General features: G+C 34.9%; 18 protein-coding genes and 1 pseudogene. 8 read left to right on the top strand and 11 right to left on the bottom strand.

The features are described 5' to 3' along the window. Positions 1-15: 15 nt before the first annotated feature. Positions 16-333: an HAD family hydrolase gene (locus AC1DIT_RS06260; RefSeq protein WP_016133319.1), complete on the bottom strand. Its 318-nt coding sequence runs from the start codon at positions 331-333 to the stop codon at positions 16-18. 108 nt (positions 334-441) lie between these two features. Between AC1DIT_RS06260 and ytzI the strand changes: the two genes are divergently transcribed. Genes ytzI through AC1DIT_RS06240 form a run of 4 tightly spaced genes read left to right on the top strand, consistent with a single transcriptional unit; the run spans position 442 to position 1334 of the window. Beyond that, entirely contained in the window at positions 442-591 is a 150-nt protein-coding gene (gene ytzI / locus AC1DIT_RS06255; protein WP_016116776.1) for a YtzI protein, read from the top strand. Between the two features lies 1 nt (position 592). Beyond that, positions 593-823, top strand: a complete 231-nt coding sequence (locus tag AC1DIT_RS06250) for a DUF3953 domain-containing protein (RefSeq protein WP_016116777.1) — start codon at positions 593-595, stop codon at positions 821-823. 27 nt (positions 824-850) lie between these two features. Beyond that, complete coding sequence (locus tag AC1DIT_RS06245) at positions 851-1081, top strand: DUF3953 domain-containing protein (protein ID WP_016116778.1); 231 nt, start codon at positions 851-853, stop codon at positions 1079-1081. A gap of 25 nt (positions 1082-1106) precedes the next feature. Beyond that, on the top strand, positions 1107-1334 hold the full coding sequence (locus AC1DIT_RS06240; RefSeq protein ID WP_016116779.1) for a DUF3953 domain-containing protein: 228 nt from the start codon (positions 1107-1109) through the stop codon (positions 1332-1334). A 91-nt stretch (positions 1335-1425) separates the two neighbouring features. Here AC1DIT_RS06240 and AC1DIT_RS06235 read toward each other — a convergent pair whose 3' ends face one another. The 7 genes and pseudogenes from AC1DIT_RS06235 to luxS form a co-directional block, all read right to left on the bottom strand. Continuing rightward, positions 1426-1848 (bottom strand): DUF5412 domain-containing protein, encoded by a 423-nt coding sequence (locus AC1DIT_RS06235; protein ID WP_016116780.1) that lies wholly within the window; start codon positions 1846-1848, stop codon positions 1426-1428. 125 nt (positions 1849-1973) lie between these two features. After that, positions 1974-2057, bottom strand: a pseudogene (locus AC1DIT_RS06230) (QacE family quaternary ammonium compound efflux SMR transporter); the annotation flags it as partial. Between the two features lie 75 nt (positions 2058-2132). After that, a complete protein-coding gene (locus tag AC1DIT_RS06225) occupies positions 2133-3122 on the bottom strand; it encodes a LacI family DNA-binding transcriptional regulator (protein WP_016116781.1) in 990 nt (329 codons plus the stop codon). A gap of 24 nt (positions 3123-3146) precedes the next feature. Next, positions 3147-4193: an aldose epimerase family protein gene (locus AC1DIT_RS06220; RefSeq protein ID WP_016116782.1), complete on the bottom strand. Its 1047-nt coding sequence runs from the start codon at positions 4191-4193 to the stop codon at positions 3147-3149. Further along, entirely contained in the window at positions 4190-5695 is a 1506-nt protein-coding gene (galT, locus tag AC1DIT_RS06215; RefSeq protein WP_016116783.1) for a UDP-glucose--hexose-1-phosphate uridylyltransferase, read from the bottom strand. The genes AC1DIT_RS06220 and galT overlap by 4 nt, the downstream gene beginning before the upstream one ends. Positions 5696-5846: 151 nt before the next feature. Beyond that, positions 5847-7028, bottom strand: a complete 1182-nt coding sequence (locus tag AC1DIT_RS06210; protein WP_016133320.1) for a galactokinase — start codon at positions 7026-7028, stop codon at positions 5847-5849. Between the two features lie 590 nt (positions 7029-7618). After that, positions 7619-8092 (bottom strand): S-ribosylhomocysteine lyase LuxS, encoded by a 474-nt coding sequence (luxS, locus tag AC1DIT_RS06205; protein ID WP_016116785.1) that lies wholly within the window; start codon positions 8090-8092, stop codon positions 7619-7621. 128 nt (positions 8093-8220) lie between these two features. On the opposite strand from luxS, the gene yidD reads away from it, so the two are divergent. Then, the gene (gene yidD / locus AC1DIT_RS06200; RefSeq protein ID WP_016116786.1) at positions 8221-8457 is read left to right on the top strand and encodes a membrane protein insertion efficiency factor YidD; all 237 of its coding nucleotides are present in this window, start codon (positions 8221-8223) and stop codon (positions 8455-8457) included. On the opposite strand, the gene AC1DIT_RS06195 is transcribed toward yidD, so the two are convergent. Further along, complete coding sequence (locus AC1DIT_RS06195; RefSeq protein ID WP_016116787.1) at positions 8454-9017, bottom strand: beta-class carbonic anhydrase; 564 nt, start codon at positions 9015-9017, stop codon at positions 8454-8456. The genes yidD and AC1DIT_RS06195 overlap by 4 nt on opposite strands. 224 nt (positions 9018-9241) lie before the next feature. On the opposite strand from AC1DIT_RS06195, the gene AC1DIT_RS06190 reads away from it, so the two are divergent. Next, positions 9242-10588 (top strand): cytochrome ubiquinol oxidase subunit I, encoded by a 1347-nt coding sequence (locus AC1DIT_RS06190; RefSeq protein WP_016116788.1) that lies wholly within the window; start codon positions 9242-9244, stop codon positions 10586-10588. Further along, entirely contained in the window at positions 10578-11606 is a 1029-nt protein-coding gene (gene cydB, locus AC1DIT_RS06185) for a cytochrome d ubiquinol oxidase subunit II (protein ID WP_016116789.1), read from the top strand. The genes AC1DIT_RS06190 and cydB overlap by 11 nt, the downstream gene beginning before the upstream one ends. Before the next feature lie 46 nt (positions 11607-11652). Here cydB and AC1DIT_RS06180 read toward each other — a convergent pair whose 3' ends face one another. Further along, positions 11653-11886: a spore germination protein gene (locus tag AC1DIT_RS06180; protein WP_088094368.1), complete on the bottom strand. Its 234-nt coding sequence runs from the start codon at positions 11884-11886 to the stop codon at positions 11653-11655. Positions 11887-12833: 947 nt separating this feature from the next. Here AC1DIT_RS06180 and AC1DIT_RS06175 point away from each other — a divergent pair. Then, the gene (locus AC1DIT_RS06175) at positions 12834-13865 is read left to right on the top strand and encodes a YdcF family protein (protein ID WP_016133321.1); all 1032 of its coding nucleotides are present in this window, start codon (positions 12834-12836) and stop codon (positions 13863-13865) included. 62 nt (positions 13866-13927) lie between these two features. Here the strand turns inward: AC1DIT_RS06175 and AC1DIT_RS06170 are convergent. Then, positions 13928-14041: IS3 family transposase (locus tag AC1DIT_RS06170; RefSeq protein WP_476998113.1), on the bottom strand; the 114-nt coding region annotated here is incomplete at its 5' end.

Raw genomic sequence — 14041 nt, 5'->3', positions numbered from 1 at the left:
CATAATGTTATCCAACTACAATCCATTGATTATTCCCATTTGCGCGACTAATTCTTTCGTTTCATGATTCCCTAAATCATAAATCATCTCATAGGCTTTCTGCAGTTGTTCATCATACCGGTCATTATTCGAATCATGATGATACTCAACATACGGAACGTGCGAACGTACAAAAGAGCCAAGATCTTCATGATACGCTTGATCGAAGTATTCCCGAAGCTGGGTAATTTCCTCATCATTTGCCTGGATTTCAAAGCTATATGTATCTGCCGTTTTCACCTGCGAGATCTGACCATTTCCTACTGATATATAGTAAGTTTTCTTATTATCCATATAACGCCCTTCTTTCACCCTTTTTCTTTCTATTATTTTCAACAATTACAAAATTATGTAAAGTAAAGTTTCGTTTAATGGTAAAATTAAGAAAAGGAGAGGAACTGGATGTTAAAAATATTAATCATCGGCGTCATTATTGTCATTCTCGTATTGGTACTCTCTGTATTAACGATTAATAAGGGCTATTCATATAAACATTCGGTTGATAAACCAGAGGACAATCCTTATCTGGCAAATAAAAAGGAGGATCAATAATATGCTTCGTATACTCCGCCTCTTAACTGCTTTCATTGTCATTATCGTATCCTTGTACAGTCTATTTACACATAATGATTCATTTCTTACTCTTTCACAATTTTTCTTAGGAGCCTTAATATTTATAATCGCGATTGAACAAATACAAAAGAAAGACCCAAGCACAAGTTTGACCTGTATGGTGGCAGGAATTTTCGTGTGGGCTGTTCTCGCAGTAAAGTATATTATGTAACGACTATTTTCTTACGGAGGGATTAATATGCTAAAAATCGCTCGAATTACATTTGCACTCATTGCATTAGCTTTGTCTATCTATAGTTTTATCACAGATAACAGAGGCATTATGCTTTATATGTTCATTGCTTTAGGCTTAATGTCTTTCATTATGAGTATTGAGGAATTACGTGAACAAAAGAAAGTAAGTGGAACGATCTGTTTTCTAGTTGGAGCTGCCGTTTTATTCATCGCTATATCAGAATTTCTCCGCTAATATTAGCTTTTGAAGGAGGGACACAATGCTAACTGAATTACGTGTTTTTTTCGGACTACTGACACTCGTTCTTTTAGGGTATTACTATTTTACAAAAACTGATGTACTTCCTTACATGCAACTCTCACTCGCATGTATGTTCATTATCATGGGCATTTCTGAAATGAAAGCGAGTAGAAAAACATTAGGGGTTGCTTCTTTTTTGGTTTCTGGTTTTATCTTCTTTATTGTAATCTCAATACTTTTACACTAAAAAGATAAAAGCCACCTTCCCACTTAATGTAGAAAAGATAGCTCTTTTCATTACTCTTGTCCTTTATTTGATCAAAATCGTTCTATCCCATTTATTGAACAAACTGTTTTGGATATTCTTTTATATGCTTATCATCGTCACGCCAATCATAGGTTTCTTTCTTTGAAATATCTAACGTTTGATCTCCGATTCTAACTCTATCTTTATCTATCCATTCAATGTATGGATCTGTATCTGGATAGTTCCAATATATATTCTTGGTGGAAGCGGAACTAAGATTAACCAGCTCTCCTCTAACAGCATCTGCACTTAATGACCCGCCATTATGAAAATAAGTTTTTATAACATGTTTTCCATCTGGGGATTTCACAGTTCGAATCACTTCTCCTTTCGGAACGCCTTGCAAACTAAAAAATTTCCAATATCCGAAGCCAATGATTATTACTAGCGCAGCAAATAATACCAATGCTACTTTCCTCTTTGTCTTTTTGATTTGAATTTTTGCATCGTCCACTCAATCATCCCCTATAATATTGAATATAATCCTTTTAAAACCATATTACACCACACAATAACCAATTAATATCCCCCAAAAAAAGACTTATCCCGCTATTTTAGGACAGTAAAAGCACGATTCGTTCAACTCACCAGCTTAAGCCCCGCAATCGTCCCCATAATCCCAACAATGCAAAATATACGAAAAGCACTTTTCGGTTCGGTGAAGTCAATACTATTCTCCCTATAAAAAGAAACTCCTGTTTCAATAAGCAGGAATTTCTTTTTTCATTTATTCATTTACTAAAAACTACTTTTCCTAATGTTTAATTTCGTTGACAAGATTACCTTTTTAGCTACATTCCGTCCTGAAAATCTTTCCATTAATAAATCCACTGCCGTTTCTCCCATAAGCCCCGTATATACTTTCACTGTACTGAGCGCTGGAGAAAGATACTGAGAAATACTGATATCATTTACACCAATTATATTTACTCTTTCTGGAACAGGAATCTCACATTCATGTAATGCCCGCAAACATCCGATTGCCATCGCATCATTTCCAACAAAAAAAGCCGTCGGTAACTGATCCTGCTGCTCTTCTATCGCCTGCTTCATTAATAAATAACCATCGTTTACTGAAAACTGACCCGTGTATATATAATTCTCATAAAATAATTCTTTTTCCTTCATATATTTTATAAAGGCACGTTCCCTTGGATCTTCAATTTCGGAAGTCTGATCTTTAAATGTTTCCCGTCCTCCTATGTATCCAATCTTTTGATGTTCCTTTTCTATTAAATGATCGATCACCTTCATTGTTACCTTTTCAAAATCTACCACAACGGCATCAAAAATATCTTCATTTGAAGAATAATCTACAAATACAATGTTTTTTGTTATCGTTTCAAATAAACCTATTTCTCGGTCACTAAACTTCCCTATTGCAACCATGCCTTGAATGTTTTCCTTCATCAACTCTTCCATTTGGCTATGAAAAAGTTTTACAATTTTCAAACCTTGCTGTTCACATCTTTTTTCTATTCCTAAACGAATGGACATATAATATAAATCGTTAAGCTCTTCTTCTTCTGTATACCAATGAACCAAAGCAATTTTCGGTAATTCTTTTTTACGATTTGTACGCTTCTTATAAGAAAGCTCCTCTGCTGCCTCAAATATCCTCTTCTTCGTTTCATCACTGACAGAAAGTAATGGATCATTATTTAACACCCGAGAAACAGTAGCAATGGATACGCCTGCCTTCTCTGCTATATCTTTAATCGTTGCCATACCTGATTCACCTACTCTTCTCAATTATTCAATCCTAAACGTATATTTCGTTGAGGAGGAGAATAATTGATTTTTATTTAAAATGTAAGAAGGGAAATTCGGATGATGAATGGCATCAGGCAATCCTTGCGTTTCTAAACAAAGCCCTAAATACTTTTTGGATTGTACCCCACATATTTCAAAATCACTTGGTAATTGGTTTCCTGTATACAAAACTACCCCAACCTCATCTGTTTCCACAACTAATTTACGACCACTTTCTTCATCCCATAATATGATTTCCTGGTCGTAGTTGCTATTCAAAAGAAAAGGATGATCATATCCTTTTCCTACTAATTCATTTTGATAATAGCGAGAATATACTCCCTCTTTTATTTGTCTTCCTGCTCGGAGATCGAAGGGCGTACCTATTACATCCAATATTTCACCCGTTGGTAATAATTGCTCGTTTAATTCTAGAAACTGATCACTATTCATTTTTAAAGTATGCTGTAAGACATCCCGTTTTAAATTGCCACTTAAGTTAAAATACGTATGATTCGTTACGTTTAATATGGTCGTTTTATCTGACTGCGCTTCATAACGAATCAAAAATTCATTCGCGTTATTTAACGTATAGATCACTTTTACATGTACAGTTCCTGGATATCCTTCTTCTCCGTCAAGGCTAGTATAAGTAAATTCAATCCCGGTTTCCTTCTCATTTTTTATTATTTTAGCATTCCAAACAATATAACTAAATCCTTTAAAACCACCATGAAGATGATTTTCTTGCTCGTTTTTCACTAGCGTATATGTGTTACCATCCAACTCAAATTGAGCACCTTTGATTCTGCCAGCCACTCTTCCTACAACCGCTCCAAAGTACGTGGAATATCTCTCGTAGTTTTCCAATTCTTCAAAACCTAAAACGATATTTTCATAATTTCCTTTCCTATCAGGAGTAATGATTTTCGTAATTACACAACCGTAATTTAAACACGTAACTTCTATACCCTTGTCATTTTTTAATGTATAAGCGTACACATCTTCTCCATTTACTTTACCAAATACATTTTGAAAGACTTTCATATCCCTATCTTCGGCTCCTCTAAACTTTGTATAAAACGTTTAAATGCAGCTATTCCTTCATCGTTTCGTTTGAAAACCCCAGCATCTTCTAATGCCCTTAAAAATTTAGCGGCTAACTCTTTTTGAACAATATCGTGAATATCCCCTTCATTCGCTTCCTTTTTATACCGCTCTCTCAGTTGTTCTGCCCATCGTTTGTGATATTCCGCTACACTATTGTCTTGATACAATACATATCGTTCTACCTCTTGTAACTCTAATTTCAACCTTGCTGGAAGTACAGCTAATCCCATCACTTCAATTAAACCGACGTTTTCCTTCTTAATGTGTTGTACATCTTGATGCGGATGAAAAATACCAAAAGGATACTTCTCACTTGTGCGATTATTGCGTAGTACAAGATCTAACTCATACTGTTTATTTCGCTTGCGAGCAATAGGTGTAATCGTATTATGTGGCACCCCGTCTGTACTTGCGTAAATATGAACAGATGAATCGCTATATTGCTTCCATTTGTCCAAAATGGACTCTGCCACATTTACTAATAAATTAGAATCCTTACCTTTTAAGCGAATAACAGACATAGGCCATTTCACTACTGAACATTGAACCCCCGAAAATCTATCTAATTGAAATACATAATCATCTTCTGCTTTTGCCATTGCAAATTCGTATTTCCCACCTTGATAATGATCATGTGATAAAATGGATCCACCTACAATAGGTAAATCCGCATTAGAGCCAATAAAATAATGAGGGAACTGTTTCACAAAAGAAAGTAATCTTTCAAAAGCTTGACGATTTATTTCCATATTCCGATGTGTTTCTGCTAACACAATACAATGTTCGTTATAGTATACATAAGGGGAATATTGTAAGTACCATCTCTCTCCTAATAATTCCATTCGAATCATCCTATGGTTAGAACGTGCCGGATGATCAATTCTACCCACATATCCTTCATTTTCAATGCAAAGCAAGCATTTCGGATAATCCGTATTCTGTATTACATTTTCTTTTACAATTTCTTTTGGATCTTTTTCTGGCTTAGATACATTAATCGTAACGTCCAATTCTCCATACTCTGTATTGGCTTTATAACTAATATTTTTCTGAACATGCTTCGTTTGAATATAGTTGCTTATTCGACTTAATTCATAAAAATAATCTGTCGCATGTTCTGGATGGCACTCATAATATTGATAGAAACATTGATTAATAGTCGATGGTTTTGACATGAAGCAGTTCATAATTTGACTCGCTAATATGTTTCTATTATAAGAATAATCATCGATAATTCCTTGTTCACTCGCATATTGAACTAAATCTTCTAGTAAATCTGTTATTTCTTTTTCTTCCGCTTTACTTTCTTGCTTTTCAAAACGCTCTAAATGAAGAAGGTGAAGAATTTGATTTCTTATATAAATTCCATCTTCTCTTTCGATAAACCGAAGTGAACATGCCCGTTTTATAAGTTGCTCAATGACTTGATAAACATTCATGATACTTTCCCTCCGCTGAATCGTTATATCCATTTGGATTATTTTCATACCCATCCTAAACTATAAAAAAAATAAAATAGTTACACATTAGCTGTAACTACTACATTGAACTTTGCTCTACGAGTTGCTATACAAGCACGAAACCTGCCATTCATTGCATTTCTTCTCTCTGCAACTCTCGTGCCCCATCTCCAATATCAGCAACATAAAATGTCGCTTCGTAACCGATAATTTCTTTATACTTTTGTCCAACGTTGCAAATAAATTGATCGGTATATTTTTCCCCAACGATTGCAATCGCACAACCACCAAACCCTGCACCTGTCATACGTGCTCCTATAACCCCTTCTTGTTCCCAAGCTGATTCAACCAATGCATCTAGTTCTCGTCCTGTCACTTCATAATCATCACGTAAAGAACAGTGAGATTCATTCATCAGTCTTCCAAATTCTTTTATATTATTTTCTTTTAATTCTTTTACAGATTGCAATGTTCGGCAGTTTTCATACACAACATGTTTAGCCCTTCTTCTTAAGCTATCTTCTTTAATTACATGCTTATATTGTTCAAACATTTTTTCAGTTATTTCTCCTAAGGAATTTATATCAATTATCACTTGCAAATTTGCAAGTGCCTGCTCACATTCCTTTCTTCTCTCATTATATTTAGAAGCCGTAAGTTCTCGACGCTTGTTCGTATTCATAATAATGATCTTGTAGTTATCCAACTGCAGTGGCGCATACGTGAAATTCAGTGTTTGACAATTCAATAACATCCCATATCTTGCTTTTCCCATCCCAATAGCAAATTGATCCATAATGCCACTATTTACACCGATAAAATAATTCTCCACCTTTTTACCAATTTTAACTAGTTCTATACGATTTAATTCGAATTGAGATAATCCTTCCATCGTTACCCCTGTTACAAGCTCAATAGAGGCAGATGATGACAATCCCGCACCATTGGGAATATTTCCATAAAACATAATGTTAATTCCTGAATCAATGCTATATCCAGCTTCTATGAGATAACGAATCATACCTTTTGGATAATTCGCCCAATCATGTTCTTGCTTATAATCTAATTCATGTAAAGAAAATGAAATAACACCCTTTTCGGGGAAGTTCAATGAATAGGCACATATTAACGTATCATCTCGTTTACTTGCTAACGCATAAGTACCGAAAGTAATGGCACATGGAAACACATTTCCTCCGTTATAATCAGTATGTTCTCCAATCAAATTAATCCGACCAGGCGCAAAGAAAGTACGATACTCCTCTTGATGAAATATTTTCTTAAAACTCTCCATTAACTGGTTATATATCATCTAAAAGCCCCCTTATGTAATACGAACTAAAAAGGTTTTCCATCCTAACTCCGAATTCATTCTACTAAAAAACAAAGACCTATTATCTTTTTACTAAAAAAATTCAAAAAAGTCAAAAAATTTTTAGTGAAAAACATTAGCATATCGCTATATATTTTAGTAAAAAACACTACACGTTTTTACTTTATATTTTAAACTAGACTGAAAAATATACATAGGAGACCACGAAAGAACATCTAACTAAAAACCATGCCCTCTGTTTTTCAGAAAAACGATCATTTAACTGCTAATCCATTAGCTAATTTTATTAATGATGCTGGAGTAAATAAAGAGGCTTATTTTTATTCGATTAAAGTAAAAACAAAGTATATTTTCTTAATTTGATTTGACAATAAAAGTTAAATATGATGATTCAAGCTCTCATAATTGGTTTAATCATACGGAGAAACCTGCTAAGTTTTTATTTGTGAGCTCGCCTCCGATGTTCTTTAAAAAATAACTTTTTCCTTCTCATATATCGGCGCTTCGACAACATATGCCATATACAAAAACTAAAAAAGCTGCCTTTTCACAGGCAGCTTTTTCATCTATTAACCAAATACTTTCTCAAGCTCATCTTTATCTTGGCTTAACCAGAAATTCATTAAGCGTTTTGCTCCTTCTAAATCATGAAGTTTCGCTTGACCGCACTGCGTTTCGTTTGCAGCTGGAATTTCTGTAATTTGAACCGCATCTTTTAATGTGAGTTCTAATAAGTCAATTACTTCACGCACTGTTGGTGTACCACTTACTACAAGATAATATCCTGTTTGACAACCCATTGGTGAAATATCGATAATATCAAAATGCGGATAACGATCAATATATTTACGTAAATTAAATGCTAATAAATGTTCTAACGTATGAATGACATCTGGTTTCATCGCTTGTTTATTTGGTTGGCAAAAACGAATATCGAATTTATTAACAATACCGTCACTACCTACTTTATGAACACCACAATGTCTTACATAAGGTGCCTTTACAATCGTATGATCTAATTCAAAGCTCTCTACTGATGGCATAAAACATCTCTCCCACTTTAATTTTAATTCCGTTATATCCAATATGATATAACGGATATCTAGATTAGTAAAGTATTATGTATAGCCGTGCTATAATACTAAAAGAATATGCTGAAAAGGAGACCGTTATGAAACAGATTTTTATTGGCATCATACGCTTTTATCAAAAGTTTATTTCCCCGATGACACCACCTACATGTCGCTTTTATCCAACATGTTCTCATTATGGATTAGAGGCATTTCAAAAACATGGTGCTTTCAAAGGCTTTTGGCTCACACTAAAGCGCCTATTAAAATGTCATCCTTTTCATCCAGGAGGATTTGATCCTGTCCCAGATAAAAAGGATGACAAAGTAAATTCTTAAACTTCGTAGCCATTTACAACTAAATCTAATTTTCCTGTGTCAGGATGAATCACAAGACCATGAACAGGTACTTCTGCTGGAAGTAACGGATGGTTACGAAGTACTGAAACGCTGTGCTCTACACTTTCTTTGGCGCTAGAGAACCCCTGTAAAAATCTTTGTAAATCAATTCCAGAATAGCGAAGTGTATCTAATTTTTCTTCCGTTACCCCACGCTCTCTCATTTTTTCAATTGTACTGCTCGCCTGAATTTTTGCCATACCGCAGTCATGATGACCAACAACGCATACTTCATCTGCCCCAAGTTCATACACAGCAACTAATACACTACGCACAATACTTCCAAATGGATGTGAAATAACAGCGCCCGCTACTTTAATAATTTTCACATCACCATTACGCATATTCATTGCTTTTGGCAATAATTCAACAAGACGTGTATCCATACAAGAAATGATTACCATTTTTTTATTCGGGAATTTTCCTGCCTCATACTCTTTATATTTTTTCTCTTCAACGAATTTTTCATTATACTGCAAAATCTCTTCTAATGACTTCATAGTAAAAAGACCCCCTTTTCCTTTATATAAACTATTTATTAAGTGTACCAAAATCTAAAAAATCCCAAAAGGATATTACTTTATTGCAAATATATAATTTTTCAGACAACCGACATAATTCTTTCATAATATACACACAGCTCTGTAACAACTCTCCCATACTTTACTCACGTTTCCACTATAAACTAAATGTAGATAATGTTAAAAAGGAGTGAATCTTTATTATGTCCGACGTTCTGTTACTGAGTCGTTTTCAATTTGCAATTACTATTTTTTATCACTTTTTGTTTGTACCTTTGACAATCGGACTTGTTATTTTAGTAGCGTGTATGGAAACACAATATGCACGTACATTAAATCCAACGTATCGAAAAATGGCGAATTTCTGGGGTAAGCTATTTACGATCAACTTCGTAATGGGAATCATAACCGGTATTACGATGGAGTTCCAATTCGGAACAAACTGGTCTGAGTACTCGAAATATATGGGGGACATCTTCGGATCACCACTTGCAATCGAAGCACTTGTTGCTTTCTTCTTAGAATCTACCTTCATGGGAATTTGGTTATTCGGTAAAGATAAAATTTCACCAAAGTTCCGTGCTTTTTGTATGTGGATGGTTGCGCTTGGAACAAATATTTCCGCACTTTGGATTATTACAGCGAACGGCTTTATGCAAAACCCTGTTGGCTACGTGGTGCGTAATGGCCGTGCTGAATTAGATAACTTCTGGGCACTTGTTACAAACCCATATGCATGGCATATGTTCTTCCACACAGTTGTTGGTTGTTATATCGTGGGTTCTTTCTTCGTTATGGCAATTAGTGCGTATCATTTATTACGTAAAAACGACGTGGAGTTCTTTAAGAAATCATTTAAGTTTGGGTTAGTATTAGGAATATTCGCCGCAACTGCAACACCTTTCATCGGTCACGAATCCGGTGCTTTCGCAGCGAAAATGCAACCTGCAAAAGGTGCAGCAATGGAAGCTGTTTGGGAAACTGGTAAAGGTCAAGGCTTTTCAATCATCCAAATTCCCGATGTGAAAAATGAGAAGAACTTCGAAGCATTAACAATTCCAAAACTCGGCAGCTTCTTCTATACAAATTCATTTGATGGAAAAATCGTCGGTTTAAAAGATATTCCAAAGGACGAACGTCCAAACGTAAATCTAGTTTACTACAGCTTCCGTTTAATGGTTGCACTTGGCACATTCTTTATGGCACTTACATGGTTTGGTTTCTATTTAAGCCGCAAAGGAAAACTAGAAAACTCAAAACGTTTCTTAAAAATTACAATGTGGTCTGTCTTACTTCCATATGTTGCGATTAACGCTGGGTGGATCGTTGCTGAAGCGGGACGTCAGCCATGGACAGTATACAAACTGATGCGAACAGCAGAATCAGTTTCACCAATTTCTGTACCGCAAATTTGGTTCTCATTACTTAGTTTAGTATTGTTCTATACATTACTTTTAATTGCCGATGTATATCTCATGCTGAAATTTGCTAAGAAAGGACCAGCAGCATTAGAAGAACCTACTAAAGGAGGTGCAGCTCATGTCTCATGATATGCTTGCAGTCATTTGGTTTGGTTTATGGGGCGTGATTTGGACGGTTTACTTTATTCTCGACGGTTATGCACTTGGTAACGGAATGATTTTCCCGTTCGTTACCAAAGACCGGCAAGAACGAAATCAAATGCAAGAAGCAATTGGACCGTTCTGGGGCGGTAACGAAGTATGGTTAATTACAGCAGGCGGTGCAACATTCGCTGCCTTCCCAATCACATATGCAAATATGTTTAGCTACTTATATACACCTTTATTTTTAGTATTACTTGCTCTTTTCGCTCGTGCAGCTGGGCTTGAATTTATGCATAAGGATGATTCACCAATTTGGCAAAGTACTTGTAAGTGGGCGTTTGCAATTGGTAGTTTCCTGATTGCCTTCTTATTCGGTGTTACATTTGCAAACCTTTATTACGGTCTGCAAATTGGAAAAGACGGCTATGAAGGAACATTATTCAGCTTATTAAACCATTACGGTATTTTAGGCGGTCTCTTCTTCACTGCAATCTTTGTTGTATCCGGTGCACTTTGGGTCATGATTAAAACATCTGGTGAAGTATCAGATCGCGCTTATAAAATTGCAAAACCATTTTCAATGGCAGCTGCGATCATTTTAGCCATCTTCTATGTAGCAACTGCAAACCGTACAAACTTATTCCAAAACTTTACGGAATATCCTGTACTGTTCATTCTTCCGCTACTAGCAATGTTAATGAGTGTCTTAGCGATCATTATGGTTTACAAACATAAAATTGGTTTTGCATTCACATTTGTATGCTTAACAATTGCCATGTTTATGACAACTGGCTTTGCAGGCATGTTCCCAAGAATGTTGCCATCACGCATTAACGATGCATATAGTACAACGTTATACCAAGCAGCAGGCAGTGAACTAAACTTAAAAATCATGTTCTTCGTCGCAATGGTAATGGTACCAATCGTTATCGGATATCAATTATGGAGCTACACGATTTTCAAAGAAAAAATTCATAAAGACTCTGCAAAAGGATATCACTAGAATGAAAAAAGGCGCTCGCTTAGGAGCGTCTTTTTTCATTTAAAGCTTATAGCGTAAATTGTATCCCTTGATCATTCACATCTTTATCATACACATCTGTAGCACTAATTCCATTAAAAGCTCTCACACTAAATCCTACATTAGACGATCCAGAACCGTTATATGCTTTCGTTTGTTCGATTGGATGTACATTATATTTATCCCCTAAATTAATTGAACCATTACAGTTTTCAATAACTACACCATCAATAACAGCAGGCATCGTATCACTCACCTTCATTGTGTTATTTTCAGTTTATGAAAAGAGCCTAAAAAAATAGCATGTTTAAAAAAAAAAGAAAAAGCTCTCCTTCAATTCAAAACAAAAAAACACCCGTAATGAGTGTTTTTTTGTAAGCATGAATGACTAGTATGAAGAGATATTTAACTTCTTCAAACATTTATTAGGGGTAATGTTTTGAAAAAGAAAACCCTTTCACAATTCATTTTACATGAATCGAGTGTGTCGTAAATTGATAATATTTATACGAAAGATTGCTAATGTTTAGTATAGATATTTTTCCCTATAATGATAGTAAAAAAGTGCCTTTCCACAAAAAAAAAACGCCTCCCAAAGAGGCGCCCCTACTTGTTTATATTGCCTTTATATGTTGAAACCCTATTCCCATCATACGTAAACATACCCTATAAAACAGAATCCATGATTGTTACAAGATTGTTAGATGCAAAAGAATCGAGATGAACCATTATATGAAAAATTCTGCTTTATAGAATGTACCCACAAATCACAGTGTAATTGATTCCTTTCCTTTTTTCACCTGAAATAAAACCAATATGCATAATTACATATGATCTACAGCATAAAGTGAAACTTCCATCAGTGGATGTTTTCTTCATCCCTCACTGATTATTTGCCCTTACCATCAGACTTGTACGTACAGTTTATCCCCTACCTAACTCCTTTACTTTCGCTGAACTTTTGGGTGGGGGTCTTACTGCCCGCGAATAGCAGGATAAAAAGAAAAAAGACACTCCAAAGAGTGCCTTTCCCTAATTTAAACCACTTTACTTAATATATCGCTTTGAATATATTTTATCATATTTATCTATATTGTTTATTGAGAAATTTCTAAACATTTATTTTTCTAACTATATTCTTTTAGATAATGTAATATATAAGTGGAACTTTATAACAATCATATAAAAACTGAGGTGTATACAAAAGTCATGTTTTTTGGATTTATTACGCTTACTCTACTCATTATTTTTCTATTCTTTTATATAAAAGATCCTAGAAGAATAATAAACGGATTTTTATTTAATATGTTTTTCTGCTCACTTCTAGTTTTTTGCCTTTATTTACTTGTCAAAGCAAATAACCCGAATATCCAACCATTTGTTGCGATACCATTATTAGTACTTCTCTTTATGCTTCCCTTTGGTATAATCGCCTTAATTGTCGGGTTGTTTCTCAATGCAAAAACACTAATGAGAAAAGAAGGACGACGCTTTTCTAATTGCTTAACTTTAATTTTAGGTATATTTATTTTACTATTTTTAATAATACCTATCATTAATCCGGCTAGCTTTTTCTCTCCGCATTTCCAGCCTATTTTCGGTGCAATATCTCTTATTATTTTCTATTTCTTTATACACTTATCAAATTTCTTAACCGCCTATTTCCTTTATCAATTCAACAGACCAAGACGTAATCAAGATTTCATTATCGTTCTTGGTAGCGGATTAATTAATGATAAAGTACCACCGCTTTTAGCAAGCAGAATTAATAAGGCAATTGATTTTTACTGGAAACAAGCAGCTGTCGCTTCTCCGCCCACAATTATTTTTTCAGGTGGACAAGGACCCGATGAAAATCTTCCTGAAGCAGAAGCAATGCAAAAGTACGCTGTTGAAAAAGGTATTCCTATCGAGCATACAATACAAGAAAAGCATTCCGTAAATACGTATCAAAACATGCTCTTTTCAAAACAAATTATGGATTCATTAAAGCCAGATAAATATAAAAGCATCTTTACAACGAACAACTTCCACCTATTCCGTGCTGGCTTATATGCAAGACAAGCAGGACTCAATAGCCAAGGAATTGGTTCAAAAACTGCTTTCTACTATTGGCCAAATGCGATGATTCGAGAATATATTGCGATTGTTGTTATGGGGCGTAAGCGTCATATTAAGGTTGTAGGTGTTATTTTAGGGTTCGCTGTCTTATTATCTGCCCTAAGCTTTTTAATTAATTAATTTACAAAGAAAAGCCATCCTTACGAATGAAGTGACCCCATAAAGTTAGACAGATTATTTCATTAGGCAACCTTTTGGGCATGGGTCCGGTATTGTACCGGGCTCATGCCTTTTAGTTTTGCCTTAATTCTTTTATGATTATAGTACTCTATATATTTTGCTAGTTCTTGCTTAAA

The sequence above is a fragment of the Bacillus sp. 05T22 genome (assembly GCF_056396765.1).
The sequence above is the reverse complement of the archived record's forward strand: the minus strand, read 5'-3'. Positions and strand labels throughout refer to the sequence as shown.

What these genes read in the sequence shown, in the direction of transcription:
- AC1DIT_RS06260 (WP_016133319.1), bottom strand. Translation starts at nt 333, where the DNA reads ATGGATAATAAGAAAACTTACTATATATCAGTAGGAAATGGTCAGATC.
- ytzI (WP_016116776.1), top strand. Translation starts at nt 442, where the DNA reads ATGTTAAAAATATTAATCATCGGCGTCATTATTGTCATTCTCGTATTG.
- AC1DIT_RS06250 (WP_016116777.1), top strand. Translation starts at nt 593, where the DNA reads ATGCTTCGTATACTCCGCCTCTTAACTGCTTTCATTGTCATTATCGTA.
- AC1DIT_RS06245 (WP_016116778.1), top strand. Translation starts at nt 851, where the DNA reads ATGCTAAAAATCGCTCGAATTACATTTGCACTCATTGCATTAGCTTTG.
- AC1DIT_RS06240 (WP_016116779.1), top strand. Translation starts at nt 1,107, where the DNA reads ATGCTAACTGAATTACGTGTTTTTTTCGGACTACTGACACTCGTTCTT.
- AC1DIT_RS06225 (WP_016116781.1), bottom strand. Translation starts at nt 3,122, where the DNA reads ATGGCAACGATTAAAGATATAGCAGAGAAGGCAGGCGTATCCATTGCT.
- AC1DIT_RS06220 (WP_016116782.1), bottom strand. Translation starts at nt 4,193, where the DNA reads ATGAAAGTCTTTCAAAATGTATTTGGTAAAGTAAATGGAGAAGATGTG.
- galT (WP_016116783.1), bottom strand. Translation starts at nt 5,695, where the DNA reads ATGAATGTTTATCAAGTCATTGAGCAACTTATAAAACGGGCATGTTCA.
- AC1DIT_RS06210 (WP_016133320.1), bottom strand. Translation starts at nt 7,028, where the DNA reads ATGATATATAACCAGTTAATGGAGAGTTTTAAGAAAATATTTCATCAA.
- luxS (WP_016116785.1), bottom strand. Translation starts at nt 8,092, where the DNA reads ATGCCATCAGTAGAGAGCTTTGAATTAGATCATACGATTGTAAAGGCA.
- yidD (WP_016116786.1), top strand. Translation starts at nt 8,221, where the DNA reads ATGAAACAGATTTTTATTGGCATCATACGCTTTTATCAAAAGTTTATT.
- AC1DIT_RS06195 (WP_016116787.1), bottom strand. Translation starts at nt 9,017, where the DNA reads ATGAAGTCATTAGAAGAGATTTTGCAGTATAATGAAAAATTCGTTGAA.
- AC1DIT_RS06190 (WP_016116788.1), top strand. Translation starts at nt 9,242, where the DNA reads ATGTCCGACGTTCTGTTACTGAGTCGTTTTCAATTTGCAATTACTATT.
- cydB (WP_016116789.1), top strand. Translation starts at nt 10,578, where the DNA reads ATGTCTCATGATATGCTTGCAGTCATTTGGTTTGGTTTATGGGGCGTG.
- AC1DIT_RS06180 (WP_088094368.1), bottom strand. Translation starts at nt 11,886, where the DNA reads ATGAAGGTGAGTGATACGATGCCTGCTGTTATTGATGGTGTAGTTATT.
- AC1DIT_RS06175 (WP_016133321.1), top strand. Translation starts at nt 12,834, where the DNA reads ATGTTTTTTGGATTTATTACGCTTACTCTACTCATTATTTTTCTATTC.